General features: G+C 48.3%; 19 protein-coding genes. 5 read left to right on the forward strand and 14 right to left on the reverse strand.

Annotation, left to right across the window (positions count from 1 at the left end; genetic code table 11):
* Positions 1–22: 22 nt before the first annotated feature.
* The 6 genes from G441_RS0110560 to G441_RS0110590 form a co-directional block, all read right to left on the reverse strand.
* Positions 23–346, reverse strand: a complete 324-nt coding sequence (locus G441_RS0110560) for a type II toxin-antitoxin system RelE/ParE family toxin (protein ID WP_026376326.1) — start codon at positions 344–346, stop codon at positions 23–25.
* Positions 334–591, reverse strand: a complete 258-nt coding sequence (locus G441_RS0110565; RefSeq protein WP_026376327.1) for a type II toxin-antitoxin system Phd/YefM family antitoxin — start codon at positions 589–591, stop codon at positions 334–336. The genes G441_RS0110560 and G441_RS0110565 overlap by 13 nt, the downstream gene beginning before the upstream one ends.
* A 219-nt stretch (positions 592–810) precedes the next feature.
* Entirely contained in the window at positions 811–2,091 is a 1,281-nt protein-coding gene (locus G441_RS0110570; protein WP_084407345.1) for an amidohydrolase family protein, read from the reverse strand.
* 128 nt (positions 2,092–2,219) lie between these two features.
* Positions 2,220–2,357 carry a hypothetical protein gene (locus tag G441_RS19685; RefSeq protein ID WP_156896348.1) on the reverse strand — a complete coding sequence of 46 codons (138 nt, stop codon included), beginning with the start codon at positions 2,355–2,357 and terminating at the stop codon, positions 2,220–2,222.
* A 569-nt stretch (positions 2,358–2,926) separates the two neighbouring features.
* A complete protein-coding gene (locus G441_RS0110585) occupies positions 2,927–4,156 on the reverse strand; it encodes a cytochrome-c peroxidase (RefSeq protein WP_240485122.1) in 1,230 nt (409 codons plus the stop codon).
* 110 nt (positions 4,157–4,266) lie between these two features.
* Positions 4,267–4,926 (reverse strand): Spy/CpxP family protein refolding chaperone, encoded by a 660-nt coding sequence (locus G441_RS0110590; protein WP_169726075.1) that lies wholly within the window; start codon positions 4,924–4,926, stop codon positions 4,267–4,269.
* Positions 4,927–5,069: 143 nt separating this feature from the next.
* Between G441_RS0110590 and G441_RS0110595 the strand changes: the two genes are divergently transcribed.
* Both G441_RS0110595 and G441_RS0110600 read left to right on the forward strand, forming a co-directional pair.
* Entirely contained in the window at positions 5,070–5,762 is a 693-nt protein-coding gene (locus G441_RS0110595; RefSeq protein WP_026376332.1) for a response regulator transcription factor, read from the forward strand.
* A complete protein-coding gene (locus tag G441_RS0110600; RefSeq protein WP_026376333.1) occupies positions 5,759–7,165 on the forward strand; it encodes an ATP-binding protein in 1,407 nt (468 codons plus the stop codon). Before G441_RS0110595 ends, G441_RS0110600 begins: the two co-directional genes overlap by 4 nt.
* A 17-nt stretch (positions 7,166–7,182) precedes the next feature.
* Here G441_RS0110600 and G441_RS18465 read toward each other — a convergent pair whose 3' ends face one another.
* The 3 genes from G441_RS18465 to efp form a co-directional block, all read right to left on the reverse strand.
* A complete protein-coding gene (locus tag G441_RS18465; RefSeq protein ID WP_051275523.1) occupies positions 7,183–7,809 on the reverse strand; it encodes a hypothetical protein in 627 nt (208 codons plus the stop codon).
* 276 nt (positions 7,810–8,085) lie between these two features.
* Entirely contained in the window at positions 8,086–9,060 is a 975-nt protein-coding gene (gene epmA / locus G441_RS0110610) for an elongation factor P--(R)-beta-lysine ligase (RefSeq protein WP_026376334.1), read from the reverse strand.
* 60 nt (positions 9,061–9,120) lie between these two features.
* Positions 9,121–9,690, reverse strand: a complete 570-nt coding sequence (gene efp / locus G441_RS0110615; protein WP_026376335.1) for an elongation factor P — start codon at positions 9,688–9,690, stop codon at positions 9,121–9,123.
* A 42-nt stretch (positions 9,691–9,732) separates the two neighbouring features.
* On the opposite strand from efp, the gene epmB reads away from it, so the two are divergent.
* On the forward strand, positions 9,733–10,758 hold the full coding sequence (gene epmB, locus G441_RS0110620) for an EF-P beta-lysylation protein EpmB (RefSeq protein WP_026376336.1): 1,026 nt from the start codon (positions 9,733–9,735) through the stop codon (positions 10,756–10,758).
* Here epmB and G441_RS0110625 read toward each other — a convergent pair whose 3' ends face one another.
* Positions 10,759–10,950 carry a hypothetical protein gene (locus G441_RS0110625; protein ID WP_026376337.1) on the reverse strand — a complete coding sequence of 64 codons (192 nt, stop codon included), beginning with the start codon at positions 10,948–10,950 and terminating at the stop codon, positions 10,759–10,761.
* A gap of 133 nt (positions 10,951–11,083) precedes the next feature.
* Between G441_RS0110625 and G441_RS0110630 the strand changes: the two genes are divergently transcribed.
* Both G441_RS0110630 and G441_RS0110635 read left to right on the forward strand, forming a co-directional pair.
* Positions 11,084–11,398, forward strand: coding sequence for a hypothetical protein (locus tag G441_RS0110630; protein ID WP_026376338.1), 315 nt, complete (start codon positions 11,084–11,086; stop codon positions 11,396–11,398).
* 86 nt (positions 11,399–11,484) lie between these two features.
* Positions 11,485–11,826 carry a hypothetical protein gene (locus G441_RS0110635; RefSeq protein ID WP_026376339.1) on the forward strand — a complete coding sequence of 114 codons (342 nt, stop codon included), beginning with the start codon at positions 11,485–11,487 and terminating at the stop codon, positions 11,824–11,826.
* An 11-nt stretch (positions 11,827–11,837) separates the two neighbouring features.
* On the opposite strand, the gene G441_RS0110640 is transcribed toward G441_RS0110635, so the two are convergent.
* From G441_RS0110640 to G441_RS0110655, 4 genes are all read right to left on the reverse strand, one after another.
* Entirely contained in the window at positions 11,838–13,112 is a 1,275-nt protein-coding gene (locus G441_RS0110640; protein ID WP_026376340.1) for a YfiM family lipoprotein, read from the reverse strand.
* 208 nt (positions 13,113–13,320) lie between these two features.
* Positions 13,321–14,880, reverse strand: coding sequence for a sugar porter family MFS transporter (locus tag G441_RS0110645; protein WP_026376341.1), 1,560 nt, complete (start codon positions 14,878–14,880; stop codon positions 13,321–13,323).
* 48 nt (positions 14,881–14,928) lie between these two features.
* Positions 14,929–16,806: a glycoside hydrolase family 3 protein gene (locus G441_RS18470; RefSeq protein ID WP_051275525.1), complete on the reverse strand. Its 1,878-nt coding sequence runs from the start codon at positions 16,804–16,806 to the stop codon at positions 14,929–14,931.
* A complete protein-coding gene (locus tag G441_RS0110655; protein WP_026376342.1) occupies positions 16,806–19,028 on the reverse strand; it encodes a glycoside hydrolase family 3 N-terminal domain-containing protein in 2,223 nt (740 codons plus the stop codon). The genes G441_RS18470 and G441_RS0110655 overlap by 1 nt, the downstream gene beginning before the upstream one ends.
* Positions 19,029–19,088 lie beyond the last annotated feature (60 nt).

Genomic DNA, 19,088 nt, shown 5'->3' on the forward strand with positions numbered 1-19,088 from the left:
AGCTACATTGATGCTCGCTATATCAGTCTTTGTGATCTTTTGAATCTCGTCCCTTCAACATGAAGTTTCGAAGGGTTCGCTCACTTCTCATTACATACAAAATGAATATTGAATCGCCATCTATTCGGTAAAATATGCGGCACGGTTCGACAATGACTTCGCGGTACCTAGAGTCAATAAGTTCGATAGGAACTCTGCCGGAGAGAGGGAATTCTTTTAAACGGCTGACAGTTTCAAATATGGTTTTGACTAGTTTCTTTGATGCGTTTGGATTATCAAGTGCAATATATTCTGCAATTTCATTTAGGTCTTCTAGTGCAGGCTCTGTCCATTTTATTTGAGCCATTTACTCATTTTCTCTTGTGCTTCCGAATCAGAATATACTCTGCCTTCAAATACGGCTCTTTCACCACGAGCAATACCCTCTAAAATGCTCATTCTATTCTGCATTTGTTCGTAATCCTCAACATCCAAGAGGTAAGCAGACGGTTGGCCGTGCTCAGTAATTAACACAGGTTCTTTCGATTCGTGAAGGTCGGCTAATATTTTTGTAGCCTGTCTTTTCAATGTGGTGACAAGTTCTGTTTTCATAAAAGTGATACTATTGTGTCACTGCACTATTTGCAATAGTTATATTGAGTCGATGAGACCGGAACGTGGCGCTAGTTGCCAAACAACTAAATTATCAAGCCTGAATGGCTTTGTCTTCTTCAGCGAGGCGCCAAAACCGGTTTTGAAGGATGTCCTTTTTAAAGGGCGCTTGGGCAGCTTTTGTAGACTTTTTAGTTGCAACATCTCTCTAAAAATATGCTAGTGAATTCTATTGCCGTTCTTGTATGTCAATTTAACCGACTTAAGTTGGTTTAGGTTTTCTAGAGGGTTGCCACTTACAACGATTAAATCTGCCTTTTTACCTTCCTCGATGGAACCTGTATGAGCATTAATTTTTAGCAGCTTGGCAGAATTGATAGTTGCAGCCTGTATGGTTTCCATTGGGGTCAGACCAACTTCAGTATTCAATGCTAGCATCTCTTCAATCAAAGGAGGTGTGTCGCCATAATAATCAACCCATGAATCTGTACCCACCACAAAAAGTACTCCAGATTCATGCGCGGCTTTTGCTGCTCTTATGCCGTTAGAATAAACATGCTTTGATTTATGGTCTTTAAATGTTGTCAATGTTGGATCCAAGAAGACTTGTTTAGATGCCATATCATTGATAAGCGCTTTGAACACAGGAGCGTCCAAATCTATTTCAAAATCGGTATAACGTTCTTTCCCAGATTTTGGTTTTTCGTTTGTTGAGCTCCATGCAAGTAAAGTGGCATGAGAGACACTGTCTATTCCAGCTGAGACTAGTTCATGAGGTAAAACAGGGATAACAGCAGCATGACCCCACGTAGGAACTTGTTGCGCTTCTGCAGCCTCTAGGATCGCACGCGCTATGTGACTTTCCAAGTCAGCATACAACTTAATGCCACTTGCGCCACTACCAGCCGCTTGGGCAACAATCAAGTCAAAGTCCGTCTGTTCATTCACAGCTCGCATCCAGGGTATTTCTCCAGGGGTTAAACCTCGAGAAGATGAATGAGTTCTGGGGTCATCAAAGAATGAGATGCCTGACATCAGTGCGGAATAGTAAATGTTTGGTGACGTAATTTCGTCTAGAAGAGCTTGTCTGGATAAGTAACCCAATTGTCTAACATCACCTGCCATGTCACGTACACCAGTAATGCCCCCTTTTGCTAGAAATGACAGCCTACGTTTTACATCAGCGATATTATCGTATGATGAGGGGGAGGTCGCTAAATGGACGTGCATATCAAATAGCCCAGGCAGCACATAATGCCCATTTAGATTGAGTCGAAGTCCAATGTCATCTGGTAGCGCATCATGAATATTGGTGATCGATTTGATCCTGTCGCCTTCAATTAATAGGGAATACCCCTCCATTACAACTTCGTTTTCAACATCAATGATGTTTACATTCATCAAAAGTGTTTTATTGAGATTATTGGAGTGGGAAGGCAACGAAATAAATAAGCTAAGTGCGCAGAAAAACACTATCAGTGGCGACGTTATCGTCTTCATATCAGTCCTTTATTACTAATTAGAGAGCTCGTTTCAATCGAGGGCAAACATCTTGAATATTAGCTCTGTAGGGATTAAGTAATGTCATATTTGTATCTTCGGTGGAGTTGCCAGAGTCTGGAGATTGACTATTCTCCATCTGGGTCACAATTATCTCCACCGCTATTTGCCTGTAATCCTTTTTCCGGAATACCTGGTTCTATACCGCGAGCTATCGCCAATCCGACAATGGGCCCTGCGATTGGCAAAAAAGCTACAAGACCCATGTAGCTTTCCATATGCTTTGCCTTTTTCTAAAGCCCGTTTCTCAAATTTTGTCACTTGCTTTAATGCAGAAATGGACTTCTCCATACGCATGTAGGCAGCGGCCAACACCCCGTGCACAGCAGCGAGGATTACTAGAACGGGAAAGAAAGAGGTATTATCCATCAGATTCCTTTCATACTAAGTGGCTGGAATGTGGTGAGAATTGACATAGCTCATGTATTTAAAACTGTTCCCGTTGCCAACGTGCAGGATATAGCCCCTTAAATACGATATTTAAAAACTCGCTCTTATTTAGGATTCCACGCTTGTACTGTCGGCCATAATAAACGGCAGTAGCAACCACGCATCCAATATATAAACAAAGGAGTAAAATTAAGAAAGAGAGGCCAAACATTGCTAAAACTGCATGATTTTCATAGGTGCGAAGAGGAACATCTGCTGGTTGTCTTCAGCAGACTACAACCCTCGCAGTAGAGACGGTTTCTTATCTTCGCAAGACAACCGCCGTTTGTGCCTTAACGACTCTCATTGTATATATCCTTAAAGACGCTGTGATGCCCACCCACAGTTAGTTGAACGGGTCGCTCCATTTCGGTTCAGTGCTTACGGTTTCATCAGTAAGCGTTTTCAGAAATGCTACCAGAGCATCTTTTTCCGCTTCGGTCAGGTTCAACCGCACCGGGTTGCCATTAGCGTCTGTTAGAGCCGGTGATAACGTTGGATGAGGCTGAATGCCACTATTGTAATGTTCGACTACTTCTTCCAGAGTGTTAAAACGTCCGTCATGCATATAAGGCGCAGTGAGCTCAATGTTACGTAGACTTGTGGTTTTAAACCGTCCTTCAAAAATAGGATTATCAAATACCGCACCCGCGCCTTCATCAGTGGTCACACTATCCAACCCGTTGTTTTGGGGCCCAGGATTGGCACTGACAAAGGCTTCCGTGGTGTGACAGCCAAAGCAAGCGCCGCCGCCGTTCGGGATCGTTCTGAAAAATAAGCCTTTGCCTATGTTCTCTTCATCTGTGAAATTTGGGAAATTGTCGCCTGGCGCATTTGATAAGGCGCGTCCCGTATCATATTTGCTGCTGTAACTGACAATACTTCGCACAAACTGAGCTAACGCCATAGCAATCCTGTCTGCAGTGACCTGACTCGAGCCAAATGCATTTTCAAATAATTCTGGGTAGTACTCTTGCTCTTCAACTACAGACACAAGTTGATCTAGCGTCATCCCCATTTCTACCGGATCCTGAAAGGGTATAAGCACCTGTTGCTCTAACGTCATTGCTCTTTCATCCCAAAAGAACCGGCCACGTTGATAATACCTGGCATTAATGAGTGTCATTGAATGTCTTGCAGTCCTGCCTCCTTCAAACCCCATACTCAATACTGCATCATCTGAAAACCCTAGTGCCTGCTTATGACAGGAAGCACAGGAAACCGTGCCATTAGCACTTAGATTTTTGTCATAGAAAAGCACGCGACCTAAGGTTGCGCCATCATTGGTAACCGGATTATTTGCCGGCGTGTTGTCTAGTCCGTTGACCGATGTAGGCAATCTCTGTCCAGGGACATTCACAGTAAAATGGTCAGGCAGATTGAGTGACTCATAGTCAAAAGACGTACTGGGCAAATCTAAAACCGAGGACTGAGTTGGCTGCTGTTGTCCTCCCTGTCCTGTCGACGATTGCGTAATAACAACGTCATCATTCAGCCCGTCTCCGCCGCATCCCGATACGAGCAGCACCATAGATAACGATAAACATGTGAAAAGTAATTTAAGGGAGTGATTCACGACGCGTTGCTCCTTCGAAACGTTAAATGCAGAGTGTATTTTTCGCACTTAATTTGAGAGGGGTTACCTGACTCAATGAGCTTCAGAGTCAGGTATTCGGAAGATTTGCCTTAATGGCGAGTAGCAGATGACTGGAGTGTTTCAAATCGCTGCCTTGCCATCTCAACGGCTGAATCGATAAACGCCTGTCGGTGCTGTAGATAGAGTGATTCCCAGGCTTCCCGACTAAAATCACCGGTACCAATCAACTGTTGCTCTGCTGTGAGAAAAGCCTGCATGACAGAAGAGTTAGCCAACATTCTTTCCTCCCAATGGGGATGTACCTCAACATGTTCCGCTATGCGATCCTTACGCGCATTGCGCTTCACAGTCATGATAGCGTTTAAAGCCTGTCGTTGATTGTCGTCCAGCACCTCGTATAACCTGTACTGACGCTCTGCTCGCTGCCACTTCATTTCTGCAGACAATCTCTCACGCCGTTCTAACAGTTCCCTTATTTCTGTTTCATTAAAGCTGTCGCTATCGAGAGTGGTGGCTAACGAACGCATGATGTCGCGCATCTCATCTCGGCTGTGTCGTCGTTCTTCGCGGTTGTCATGCCGCTCTGTTTGCATGATCTCGCGAAGTTGTCGTTTTTGAAGATCAGACAAACTTAACTGCTTTACTACCTCACGCATCTGCGCACCAGGTCGCTTCCCCTCATGCGCGATAACATTCAGCGTTATCGATGCAAAGACAGTGCACACTATGACTACTACTGATTTTCTCATGGGCTTCTCCATTTGGGTTTATCAGTATCCTAGCGAACTGAATGCAAACTAACGCAAAGGCTATGTAAAGCTTGTGTAAAGACCGCGTAGATTCGCTACTTCGAAAGACAAATACGCGCTAGAGTAGTCAGCAAGGAGAATGTATGACCTCTCACATTTTACTCATTGATGACGATCGCGAACTGGCGACACTGGTAACCGAATTTCTCGGCCCTCAGGGATACGAGATTACCCATGCGTTAGATGGTGAGCTTGGACTAAGTATGGCGAGGGCGCGAAGCTATGATTTGATTTTACTGGATGTAATGATGCCAAAACTGGACGGTTTTGACGTTTTACGTCAGCTTCGGCCCGACGTTATCACCCCAGTGCTCATGCTAACCGCCAGAGGGGATGACTTAGATCGTATCCTTGGTCTGGAAATGGGTGCTGATGACTATTTACCCAAACCCTTCAATCCGAGGGAGTTAGCGGCTCGCATCAAAGCATTACTGCGTCGCCAGGCACTGTTAACAGCCGTTAATACGCCACAGGTTCTATCTAGCCCGTCTGTCATTCTGGACCCGAGCCGTCAGTCTGTGAGTTGTGAAGGTAAGCAGGTGATGCTTACCGGCACCGAGTTTGCAACGCTGCAACTGTTGATGCAACGTGCTGGCACCCTGGTCAGTAAAGAGGTTATCAGCGAGCAGGTACTGGGCAGAAAACTGGCACCGTTTGATCGCAGTATTGACATGCATATCAGTAACTTAAGGAAGAAGCTGAGTGACACTTCAAGCACAGAGCTTATTCGTACCGTGCGTGGCTCTGGTTACCTATTTCTGGAATCACTACAGTGAACTGGTTACTTCAACTTAACCCAGCCAAACACTTATTTGGCCGAATTTTTCTGTGGTTCTGGGTCACGCTGATATTAGTCGTTACTGTGACGGCCTTCACCACCCGTGAGATTGCTCGAAATCAGCAAGGCACGATTACTGAACTCAATGAAAACCAGCAACGCTGGTTGCAAGAAAGCCAACCACTGCTGACCCGGCTACCTATGCTTTTATCGCAAGCTCGTGACCTGACACGCGCTTTGGAGCGCTTCGGCAAACGTAATCGACAGCTGTTTGTACTACTTCGTCAGCGCGACAATCAGTTGATCAGTGGTATTCCCCTGCGAGACATCGGTGAAAATACGATATTCGTCCGCGCTAACGCCAGCGATGAAGTGGTGGCACTGCGGCTCCGCCATTTTGAATTTATAGGACCAGTCACAGCGGTCTTCTATAACGGCGAGGAATATAGTCTGTTTCTGGGTCGCATGGTTCCTCCCAATCCGTTACGTGAGGTACGCGATCAATACCCATTGGCGTTGCTCAGCATTGCCCTACTGCTCAGCGCACTGCCTTGTTTTTTGCTGGCACGCTCACTGGTGATGCCACTGACTGCCCTAGGTCGCCACGCGCGACAGATGGGCGCCGGGAATTTGCAAGCTAAAGATATAAAGACGGCACTGCGAAGTGATGAAATAGGGCAGCTTGCGCGCGAATTTAATGTAATGGCGACGCATCTGGAAGACATGATGGAGCGTCAAAAACGCATGATTTCTGATATTTCGCATGAACTGCGCTCGCCGTTAACCCGCATGCAATTTGCCGTAACGTTAGCAGAAAATGAATTCGGTGAAGCACATCCTTTGTGTAAACGGATCAGCAAAGAAGCGAACCAGTTGGATACCATGCTCGGACAACTACTGGCATTAGCACGCCTGGAAAATCAGCAATCTCTGCGATTCGAGCATTTCCAGAGTAACGACATGCTGAGCCAAATTCTTCAGGATGCCGCATTTGAGGCGGACGCCGCGCACAAAAACTTCAATCACAACGAGGGGGAAAGCGTTCTCCTTTACGGTGATCCTGTGTTGATCGCGAGTGCATTGGAAAACATCCTGCGCAACGCCATCAAATACGCACATGAAAAAGTAAAATTGCGCACTGTTAAGGACAATGAAGTCCACTGGCAGGTCATTATTGAAGATGACGGTCCCGGTGTGGCAGATGCGCACCTCACTAAATTATTCACGCCGTTTTACCGTACAAGCGAGGCCCGAGATCGCGATTCAGGTGGCGCTGGGCTCGGGCTTGCTATCGCTGCGCGGGCTATTTATGCACACGGTGGAGAGATAAAAGCATCGCACAGCAGTTCATTAGGTGGGCTGCGCATAGATGTAAGTTTGAGTATTGAACGGGAACGTTAAGCCCGACTTGGTCAGTATCAATCCATATTGACGTGATGATGCTCAACACCGAACTTTTCCATTACCTCATCAATCATACGCGCAAAATCTGGCTTTAGCGGCGCTGCACGCGGATATTTTGGTGCAGCGCGATCGTTTACCAGGTGAGTATCCCAATGCGCCGTAGACTGAACAAAGCGTGCGGCAAAGTCTTCTACACCCGATTCCAGACAGCCTGATAGGCAGGTATCGACATAAGACTGGTAAATCGGAAAATCCCATTCTGCCAACTGGGCCTCCCTACTCTGGCAAATCCATACTTTTGCGTCCCTGAGCCTGCCCGAAATGCTGGCATGATGGGCCTCATCAACATGCAACTCAAGTTGTTCATGCGCGACTGCAACAAATTCATAATCCTGCTCCCTCTTATGCAAAGATGGGTTGAGACTGACAGGAATAATGGCGGCATTAAACATACCATTGTTATCAGCCAACGCACCGACATAAGTCTGCCTCTCGCCGCTAGAGCGCGTTATCCATGCTCTGCGCCATCCACGCACTGAGACAGGAAGTGTCGGTGCCGTAACTCCTGAAAAATGTTGTCGGCTATGAATGCTAAGTAAACTGCCATAGGCAACCAGATAGTGGTCAGACGAAATCAGCATAGGCAAAAACTATTTTCATTTATGAATCAGCGAGGTAAACGCAGCGTTGAACTTAGGTAAGGATTTTGTAAAAACAATACTGTAATCTCAAACTCGCTGTTGAACATGAGACAGCATAACACGTCATTATTTGGTTCGGTTTAGGAGTTCGCAGTGAAAACACAGTATGCTCGTCCACGTCCAATACCAGCTAGACCAATCTATCAGAAGCCTATAAAGACGCCGACAAACGGCTAAGGTTTTGAAATTAGCGCGCCATTGGATGGCATGACTTTCTCAGCAGGAGTAATAAGAAAACGCCAGCACATCCCTAATCTGTTGTGCGTTTTCTTGTAGCATAAACAGCCTGTCTACACCCACCGCGACGCCAGAGCAATCAGACAAACCGCGACGCAGTGCTGCAATAAAATACTCATCAATCGGCAGCTCGGGTTTCCCTGCCTGCCGCCGCTTATGGTTATCTTGTTCAAATCGGCGTAGCTGTTCATCCGCATTGCTTAGTTCGTGAAATCCGTTGGCAAGTTCGAGACCTTTAAAATACAGCTCAAAGCGCTCACATACCCTGGGGTCATTGGCAGATATCCTTGCAAGCGCGGCTTGTGACGCAGGGAAGTCATAGATGAAACAGGGGCGGGTCTGGCCAATATTGGGCTCAACGTGATGACTAAATAGCAGGTGCATCAGGGTATCTGCGTCTTCATCGTGAACCCAGTCATCAAAGCCCAGTTTGCTCGCAACATTAGCAAGATCGCTTTGCGTAGCCACGAGTGGATCAACGGATAAATAGCTAACAAACGCCTGTTGATAAGTCATGCGTTCTGCACTGCTCACCGCAAGCAATGTTTGCACTAATTCATCCAGTTCATCCATTAATTGAAAATGGTCAAAGCCAGGACGATACCATTCCAGCATGGTAAATTCGGGATTATGTACTCTGCCTGCCTCTTCATTACGGAATGCTTTGCAGATTTGATAAATAGGACCACTGCCTGCCACCAGCAGACGCTTCATTGCGTATTCCGGAGAAGTTTGCAGATACAGGGTGCGCCCCTGTGCAGCATCTGGCCCAATAAAGGTGGTACTAAACGGTTGTAAATGCGGGTCTGTGCCCGCGGCGGAGCAAAGTAATGGTGTTTCTACTTCCATCACGCCCTGCCGGGCAAAAAAGGCTCTGATCTCAGACAGAAAAAAGGCGCGTTTTGCCAACGTCGCGACACTGGCATCCGGAGCACTATATTGTCGATTAGACATAACGCGTTATACAGAGGCTGTGGAGAGATGGGGCCGCCTCAAAAGACGGCCGAACATGACTTACTTCTGAGCGCGGGACACGTACTCACCGCTGCGGGTATCAACCTTTACCACTTCGCCGGTCTGAACGAACAGAGGAACACGCACAACGGCACCCGTAGTTAATGTGGCCGGCTTACCGCCCGTGCCCGCTGTGTCACCTTTCAATCCAGGATCGGTTTCCGTGATTTCAAGTTCGACAAAGTTAGGCGGTGTCACAACAATTGGGTTACCGTTCCACAACGTGATTGTGCACACGTCATTTTCTACCAGCCATTTGGCATTTTCACCCACGGCTTTCGCGTCGGCAGCAATTTGCTCAAATGTTTCATTATTCATGAAGTGATAGAACTCACCATCGTTATACAGATAGGCAAGTTCAGTATCTAATACGTCTGCACCTTCTACGCTCTCGCCTGAACGGAAGGTCTTTTCCAGCACTTTGCCGGAAATCAGTTTACGAATTTTGACGCGGTTAAACGCCTGTCCTTTACCGGGTTTTACATATTCGTTTTCAAGAATGTTGCAAGGTTCACCGTCGAGCATTATTTTAAGGCCCGCTTTAAATTCATTGGTGCTGAAATTCGCCATAATTCACCGTAACTTTAATGACTGTCTAGACTGGGAAAAACGTTGGCGCAGATAATACAGAAAAACCTCGTGACTGTAGAGCAGAACTGGCAAAAAGAGTTAGCCCAGGGCTTTACGACACCTAAAGAGCTGTTGGAATACCTCGAACTCTCTCAAACAGCTCATCAGCAAGATAGCGAGGCTCGACGATTATTCCCTATGCGCGTGCCTCGCTCTTTCGTACAACGGATGCAAAAAGGCAATTGGGACGACCCTTTGCTCAGACAGGTGATGCCCCACCGTGATGAATTTTTGGAGGTGAACGGGTTTTCGTCAGATCCAGTGCAAGAGCAGAGCGCCCCGCAAAAAGGCTTGTTGCATAAATATGCCAGTCGCGTGCTGTTAATGGTAAGAACCGGATGTGCGGTGAACTGCCGATATTGTTTCAGACGTCATTTTCCTTACGCTGAGCATCAGCTCAATAAGCGCAGCTGGGAGCCAGTCTTCGATTACATCAGGACTCATCAAGAAGTGAACGAAGTCATATACTCAGGCGGTGATCCGTTAATGGCAGACGATAACCACCTGGAATGGATGACCACTCGTCTCGCTGACATACCTCACCTGACGCGACTGCGAATTCACACCAGACTCCCCGTGGTACTTCCATCGCGGGTCACTACTGCGTTATTGAGCTGGCTTACTCGCTCGCGGCTGAAACCTATCATGGTGCTACATATCAACCACGCAAATGAAATAAATGCTGAGCTAAAGAACAGTCTGGCTTCATTACGTGATGCAGGTGTGACGTTGCTTAATCAAGCAGTATTGTTAAAGGGGATAAATGACAGCGCCAATGACCTGGTTGCATTGCATGAGGCGTTATTTGAGGCAGACGTTTTGCCTTACTACCTGCATATGCTTGATAAAGTCAGTGGTGCCGCGCATTTTGATGTGGACGAACATCGTGCCAGAGAGATCATGGCCGACGTAATTCGGCGTCAGCCGGGCTATTTGGTTCCCAAACTCGTCCGAGAGATTGGTGGCCAACCCGGCAAGACACCGGTAGACCTACAACTTCACACCTGATTAGGCGTATGTATTGATGATCGACCCTTTAGATGGATCATCAGAAGTTGCAGTTGGTACGCCAGCCGCTGATTCGAGCAGCTGAAGCGTCGCCTGACCTTCCTGTTCCTGCTGCTGTTTAGCCAGCTGCAGGGACTTGGTCGCTAGCGTCGCGTCGGACGTTCCAGAGGGTCCAGGACCTTGTAGTTCCATACCAATTACCTTAGTTGCTTGTTGCAAAGTTAAAAAACAGGCAAAATTGCCCGCCTTCGGTTTGTTATCGACCGGACTTAAGCCTTCTTTAGCTTTTTTTAAAACATTTTTTATCTTTTTCCGGAGGCCCGCTGTGCAGCAGCTTTTTTCCACTCTCACCGACAATATGCAAACCATCTATCGCAAATCGATAGACGCTGACGCTGCGATTGAACAATTGCAGCGCACAGGTAAAGGTAAGTTCAAAGTTATCTTCAGCGAAGACGCAGGCTTTACGACGCAGGCAAAGCAATTCAAGCCCTATGTAGAAGAGCTGGCAATGGAAGTCGCGTCTCTGTCTACCCAGCCGGAGCAGGATGTCAAAGAAAAACTACCGGCGCTGGTGAAAAAAATCGAATTGATGTTACGTACACTGGCGCAATTCGATGAGGTGGTTAAACAGCAATAAGCTGGGGCGAATCGCAAAGCGCTTGTTTTTTAGCCAACAATAACCATAATTACTGGTATATCCATTTTGTTTAGTGGGAGGGTGAGATGGATATTCGTCCGGTCAGCGACACGCTGAACAATACAATCAGAACAACATCAACAGCCTCTACTGCGCAAGCGAATGAGGTAAACGCCTTTGGTATTGGCAGAGCGAATCAACCGGACGTTGAATTGTCACCGCAGGCGCGCATTTTGCAGCAAAATGAGCAGATCCAGCAGCAGCGTCGCGAAAGCTTAGAGCAACGCCAGAGCACTGACGATGATGATGCCGACACCAGCACAAATGATTACGTGCGGGTTAGCAGCTCAGTAGGAGCGGCACAGCGTAACAACTTAAGTGCAGAAGAAGCGACAGAGTTATACCGCTCAATAGAAAAAATGCTGTAACGCTTTCACCGTCAAGACGAATACAACGGCAAACGTAGTATACGCTGGCGGATATCTTCCATCATAGCCCTGTACTCCGGGCTATCCACTGCGCCGAATCGTTCAGCGAAACCTTGTTTATCCAGACCTTCAGGTAGCCCATTGATATCTGGGAAAAATACCACTTCCGACTGACCGAGAGCCAGTCGCTCCTGCACCAGTGGTGCGGTGACAGGATCTGTGGCTACCAGTGCCAGCTCGACACCAGCAAGGTCTGCTGCCATATCCACAAAACTATAGCCGCTGCCGCTTGGGGATCTGTCCATCAGCTCCTTGAACTCACCAATAGCCACACTGATCCCCTGCTCTGACAACAGCTTTATTGCCAGTGAATAAAGGAAGTGCAAAGACAAATCCTGACGTCCTGCCAATACCGGCCAGCGCAGTGGGCGAGCGGCTTTATCCGGAGAATGTTGAACGTTCCCGACAAAGCTGGCAAAACGGTGATTGCCAGCGTAAATCGCTAACGCTAATAGCGCTGCTTCATTTTCCCTGACCACTTCTCCCTCTTGCGTGCGGCGATATGCTTCAGCCATCACTTTTTGCATATAATCCGCCAGACTTCGTTCTTGTAGACTAAATTCAGGTGGTAAACGATTCAGATAGCTGACGTAATGTGCTGTGCGTTTACGCAGCTCTTCGTTAGCGTCGCTGCCCAAGCCATTTGTCGACGCCTTAAGGGCTTGAATTAGCGTATCGACAGGCCCAACTTGCACCCTCGCCTGCGCCTCATCAAAATCAATCGAGCGGATTTGTTGAAGACTTTGGGTGGCAATACTGCTGTTTGTATACCAGTCGCCAAACCAGGTCAGTGCCCGCAATACCCAATCACCTGGCAGCGTCAGACTGCCGAGATCGACAGCCCCTAGCACCAGCTTATCCGCTGCCAGAATGGGAATGCTGATATTCAGAAAACGTCCCGTCAATGGCGCTGGTAACTGATAGCTGAGTTTGACTATGGCACTGTCCTGATACAAAGAGACCTGGGAAACAATGTCAGGTCGCGCTCTCTGTAGCACGCCAGCGAGGCTGTTGAGTTGCTCTCGGGTGATAAACAGTGTCTGACTGCGGTGCCTATCCCGCACTGTATTACGCACTTGTGTCAGTAGTGCACTAACCGAGTCAGCACTTTCAATCTGCTGACTACTGTCAACGACGACATGAGGTACTTTTTCAACAGCCAGAAAAATGGCAGTAACCGAAAGTGCCACCAATGCCACAAAAATAAGGAACAGTAACCTAAACATAGACACACTTGGTCCTGCAGGAAACCATAATAAAACGGGAAATGAAAAGGGACGCTAGCGTACACATAGGTTGAAAAAAGTTACAGACAAACAACAAACAGCCTGTGCTTATCAGCTCAGGCTTCCAATTGTGAGAGTATTTTACCTGAGGAGTGAATACCAGCCAAAATCAGCAAATATTTGCTGGAGGTGCCGGCACTTTGCGAACTTATACGAGCTTCTGCTCCAACTCTTCAAGACTCTTGCCCTTTGTTTCGGGCAGATATTTCAACACCAGCACCAGACCGATAAAGGCAAATGCGCCATAACTCATGAACGTCAGTGCCGCGCCCAGGTTTGCCAACTCCCATGGAAACACCAGTTGCACAAGGAAGCTAACCAGACTGTTTACCACACCAACCGCTGAGATGGCGATGCCGCGTATATGGTTGGGGAAGATTTCAGAGAACATCACCCACATGACCGGCCCTAGCGACATCGCAAAAGACGCGACGAACGCGATGATGCCAAACAGAATAAGCTTGGCGTTAATTTGGCTAGCCTCAGCCAAAATATCGCTTTGATACTGATTGAACTGCTTGTCGCCTAATACCCCAATCATGGCATTCTTGAATGCAACGTCAGAATCAAACTGCACGTCTTTCACAGTGGCAAACTGGCGCGCTTCCAGACCATCATACTTGGCAACTACTGCCGAAATGGCTGAATCATCAAGGCTATAGGTAGCTTGCTTAAAGCCCCAGGCGCATACTGTCATACTGATAATCACGCCACTTAAGCCAATAATGAGTAATGGTTTTCTGCCAAATCTGTCGATAGTCGCCATTGCCACAACGGTAAATACCACATTGACAATACCTATCCACACGGCCTGCATAAAGGCGGCATTAGTGCCCACCCCACTTTGTTCAAAAATAGTGGGAGCATAGAAAAAGATCACGTTGATGCCGGTTACCTGCTGTGCAATACCGACAATAAGACCAATAAAGATAGGGAAGCGCATCCTGTGACTGAATAAAAATTTCAGGCGCGTCATCAGCGCTTCCTGCTTTTGCCCCACCGACGCCCGTATTTGTGCCAACTGTTCTGTCATCTGGCCAGTAGTAAATAACCGTGCCAAGGTATTCTCCGCTTCCTGCTGGTATCCCTTCATCATCAACCAGCGCGGGCTACGCGGAATGGTAAACAACAATACAAACCACAACAGCGCCGGGACAATCTCCATGCCCAGCATCCATCGCCACAGTTGCTGATCAAGTCCCAACTCAGCCACCAGTGGCAAACCGCTCTGGCTAAATTGCAATAAGTAATAGTTACTGAAATACGAGACAGAGAAACCCAGTACGATATTAAACTGGTTCACTGATACCATTTTACCGCGATGTTCTGGTGCACTGATTTCGGCAATGTAAATCGGCGCAATCATTAGTGAGCAGAATGCCATACCGCCTATGAAACGGGCCGCAATCAGCATCCAGTAATCAACTGCCAATGCTGATGCCAACGCTGAAATCAGATACAGAAAGGCAATAATAATGAGTGTTTTACGCCGTCCTATCGCATCGCATATAGCGCCTGCGGTGAAGGTTGCAATAATGCCACCCAGTGTGGGTGAGCTTACGACAAATCCCTGCTGCCAGGCTGTCAGCTCAAATTCATTGGCAACAAAGCCTACGGCACCTGATATCACCGACGCGTCAAAACCAAAGATAAATCCGCCCAGTGACACAATCAGTGTGTAATAAAGTGTTCGCTTATTCTCAAGCATAGTATTCCTTCATCGCCATTGAAGATGACGTTATTTTTATGAAAAGTATTATTTCGCGACCATAGCCGCGCTGTCCGGGGGCATGGTCAGTTGATATCCATAACCGTAACCAGGTGGCCACACAACATAGTAGGCAGGCTTATTAAACCTCTGCGTGCCAGTATTTTCCAATGCCGGGCGCAGGCTCGGCCAGCTAAATGACAACCTGCCGGTAAAATCAGCGCAGCCCGACAATAAATCAGCGACGGCGCCACCTTCAGAGCCCGGCAGCCAGGCAACAACCAGCGCATCTGACGCATCGTATTCAGCGTCAATCACCAGTGGTCTGCCGGTAATTAAAACGGTTATTACTGTCATGCCTTTTTGCTTTAGTGTATTGATGGTAGCCAAATCTTCAGAGTGCAACTCAGACAAAACCAGACTGCGACCATAGGGTGGCTGTATGGTGACCTCCCCTTTGATCTTGCTACCGGCTTCTATCAATATCCTGTCGCTATAACGAATATCGCCTAACCCTTCCGCGTAAGGTCTCTCACCAACGACTACCACAGCAACATCATAATCGTCGCCTTTAACGTCTGACAGCTGAGCTTCAGACACCAGCTGAGCAGTATCGAATTTGTCTTTGATGCCTTGCCAAAGCGTGGTGACGCCGGGTAATGGGCGGTTATCTTCAACCCCCTGCCATTCAAGCGTAAACCCGCCACACTGGCTACCAGCATGGTTAGCGTTCTTACCCGTGACTAATACCCGTTTGTGTACAGATATAGGTAATGTGCCTGGGTTATTCTTAACTAACACGCAAGAGTCTGTTGCCACCCGACGCGCTAGCTGACGATGCTCTGCACTACCAAACTTATCCCGATAGGTCAGACTACGACAGCTGGGACGCTGCTGCTCAAACAAGTTCATCGCTACTTTGGCGGTCAGGATCCGTTCCACCGCATCGTTGATGCGGCCCATGGATATAGTCCCAAGTTCAATATGACGCAGCAGATGGTCGCGGAAAATCCGCCAGTTTTGCGGCATCATAAACATATCAATGCCCGCGTTGACGCTTTGTCCGACCGCTGTGTAAAAGTCGTCATCGACAAAGTTGATACCCTGCATATCCGACAGCACAAAGCCCTGATAATCAAGTTGCTGCTTCAGGTACTCAGTAACAAGGAACTCATGAGCGTGACACTTGTCACCATTCCAACTGCTGAAGGAGACCATGATACTTAACGCCCCTGCGTCAATCGCAGCGATAAAGGGACGCATGTGCTGTTCCAGCTCTGCCAGCGACATCCGCGCGTCACCCTGTTCGATACCGTATTCGGTCGCGCCATCGCCTACCCAGTGTTTAGCACACGCCAGAATCGGATATTGCAGCCGCTCTTTATTCATGGCTCTGATGTAGGTATCGGCGAACCTTGCTACTACATCGGGCTTTTCAGAGACGCTTTCATAGGTCCGCCCCCAGTGATAATGCTGCGCAATGGCCAGGTTGGGTCCAAATATCCAATTCGCACCAATGGCTCTTACCTCATCTGCCGTCACTTTGGCGACACGCTCAATATCTGCATCACATTGCGTAGCACCCAAACCGATATTGTGCGGGAAGATGGTTGCGCCGCTGACGTTAGCATTGCCGTGAATCGCATCCAGTCCATATAAAAGTGGAATGGCAGTAAGGGCGTCTTCGCGCTGCGTTGACGCACTCCATAGTGCATCCTGTAATGTTAACCAGTCTTCAATCTGGTTATCCCCCGGACACGAACCGGCAGAACTCATTACTGCACCAAGGTGAAAGTCATGCACATCCCGTGGCGAACAGGTAGTGTGATCGGCCAGGATCATCTGCCCCACTTTCTGCTCAAGGGTCAGCTGTCTGAGCAGTACTTTTGCCTGTTTACGGTAATATTGCATCCGAGCGGCACGCATCAGGCCACCTCTCCTACCAGTTCAAAGTCTGCACACAATGCAGCATTGCTATCTCCGCCCACCCACAACGTGAATGTGCCTGGCTCCAGACAGCGTTTCCCTCTGGCATCAAAAAAGGCCAGCTCATCGGCGGGCAAATGAAATTTAACCCGTTGTGTCTCTCCTGGCTGCAATGAAACGCGTTGAAATGCTTTAAGCTCTCTGACTGGTCGTGTTGCACTGGCCACATGATCGCGGATATACAGCTGCACCACCTCATCGCCAGCAACGTGTCCCTGGTTGGTCACAGCTAGGCTGACCCCAAGCGTATCGCCTGTATGTAGTAACAGGTTATCCAGAATCACGTCGTGATAGGCGAAGTGGGTGTAGGAAAGACCGAACCCAAACGGAAATAGCGGCGTAAAATCGGTATCCATGTGTGAAGACGACATACCCAGAGACGTTTGCTCAGCGCGCATCGGAAAGGCATCCATATGCACAAAATTGTCTCGATTAACCGGTCGACCGCCCGGTTTAACGGAATGATAAATGGGAATTTGCCCCACTTTACGCGGGAAGGTAATGGGTAATTTGCCGGAAGGTACCGCGTTGCCCACCAGCAAATTGGCTATGGCCGCCCCGCCCATCGATCCCGGGTGCCAGGCATACAATAATGCATCAACCTGTTGCACGGCTGATTCAATGGCCAGAGGACGGCCTGCCATGACCACCAATATCAGCGGAACGCCTTTACTGCTCAGATGCTCAGAAAGCGCATTAATCAGCTGTTGTTGTGCACCTGGCAACCCCAACTCTGCGCGACAATGCGCCTCGCCAGACAGAATGGCTTCCTCGCCTACGCATACAATCACCGCATCGCTTGCTGATGCCAGAGTAATCGCATCAGGAATATGTTTTGTGTCGCAATCACGAGTGTTATCGAAAACCTTGTGATAATTAATGGCGACGTGGTCAGGAAGTACGTTGCGCAGCCCCTGATGCAAGGTACAGCTGCGGGTGATATCTCCATCAAAAATCCAGGTACCCAGCTGCTCGTAATCATCATCTGCCAACATGCCAAGCAGCGCGACAGAATTTAATTTGTCGGTATTCAAAGGCAATGTATGTGATTGATTTTTAAGCAGCACACAACTCTTTTCCGCACACACTCGTGACGCGTCGAGATGTGCAGCGAGGTTATGTTTGGGTGCTGGCAGATTAGTCACACCCTGATCAAATAACCCCAGCGCGAACTTAACCGCCAGAATCCGTGCCACAGCCTGGTCGATTCGCTGCTGCTGTACTTTATTTTCGTGAATTAACTGATGGCCGTAGCTAATAAAGGTCGCGCTGACCATCTCCATATCCACACCGGCATTAATAGCCAGCTCAGCGGCATGACGGTCACAACCGGCGATACCATGCACGGTTAACTGATGCACAGATGCCCAGTCACTGACCACCAGCCCGCCGAAATGCCACTCATCTTTTAATACGTCAGTCAGTAACCATTTATTTGCGCTAACGGGTTCGCCGTTAACATCGCTAAATGAGGTCATAAATGTCGCGACGTTATTGTTGCTGGCAGCATGGAAGGATGGCATGTGCACATTGCGTAAATCATGCTCGCTGATGTTGGTGGTGTTGTAGTCTCGGCCACTTTCAGAGGCACCATAACCCACAAAATGCTTGGCGCAGGCGGCGATGGCACCCTGACTAGCCAGATCGTCAGTTTGATAGCCCTTAACCATGGCGACTGCCAATGTGGAACAGAGCACAGGGTCTTCGCCAAAACACTCAGCCACTCTCCCCCACCTCGGGTCGCGGCAGATATCAATCATGGGAGAGAACGTCCAGTTGATGCCAATCTCTGACGCTTCAAGCGCACTGATTCGGGCAGCAGACTCGATGGTGTCTGGGCACCAGCTGGAGGCTAACCCTAACGGAATAGGAAAAATGGTTTTGAAGCCGTGGATCACGTCCCGGCCAATTAATAAGGGAATGCCACATCGACTTTCGTGCACCGCAATGCGCTGTAACTGCACGATAATGTCAGGGTTGACTTCGTTGATAACGGAACCGACACGACCTTCTCGAATAGCCTGCGCGAGATCACCGGATATATGGCCACCATCGCCATTAACCTGGTTCATCTGGCCCAGCTTTTCTTCAAATGACATGTCAGCCAGCAGCGCCAATGCACGTTGCATCGCATCGCTGTCAGGCGCAAATAACGCGCTCATCTGTCTCAGTGTCTCTCTATATCACCTGCACGCAGGTGCGGTTCGTTGCTGTTACGACGT

This window comes from Aestuariibacter salexigens DSM 15300 (genome assembly GCF_000429145.1).
GTDB classification, from domain to species: domain Bacteria; phylum Pseudomonadota; class Gammaproteobacteria; order Enterobacterales; family Alteromonadaceae; genus Aestuariibacter; species Aestuariibacter salexigens.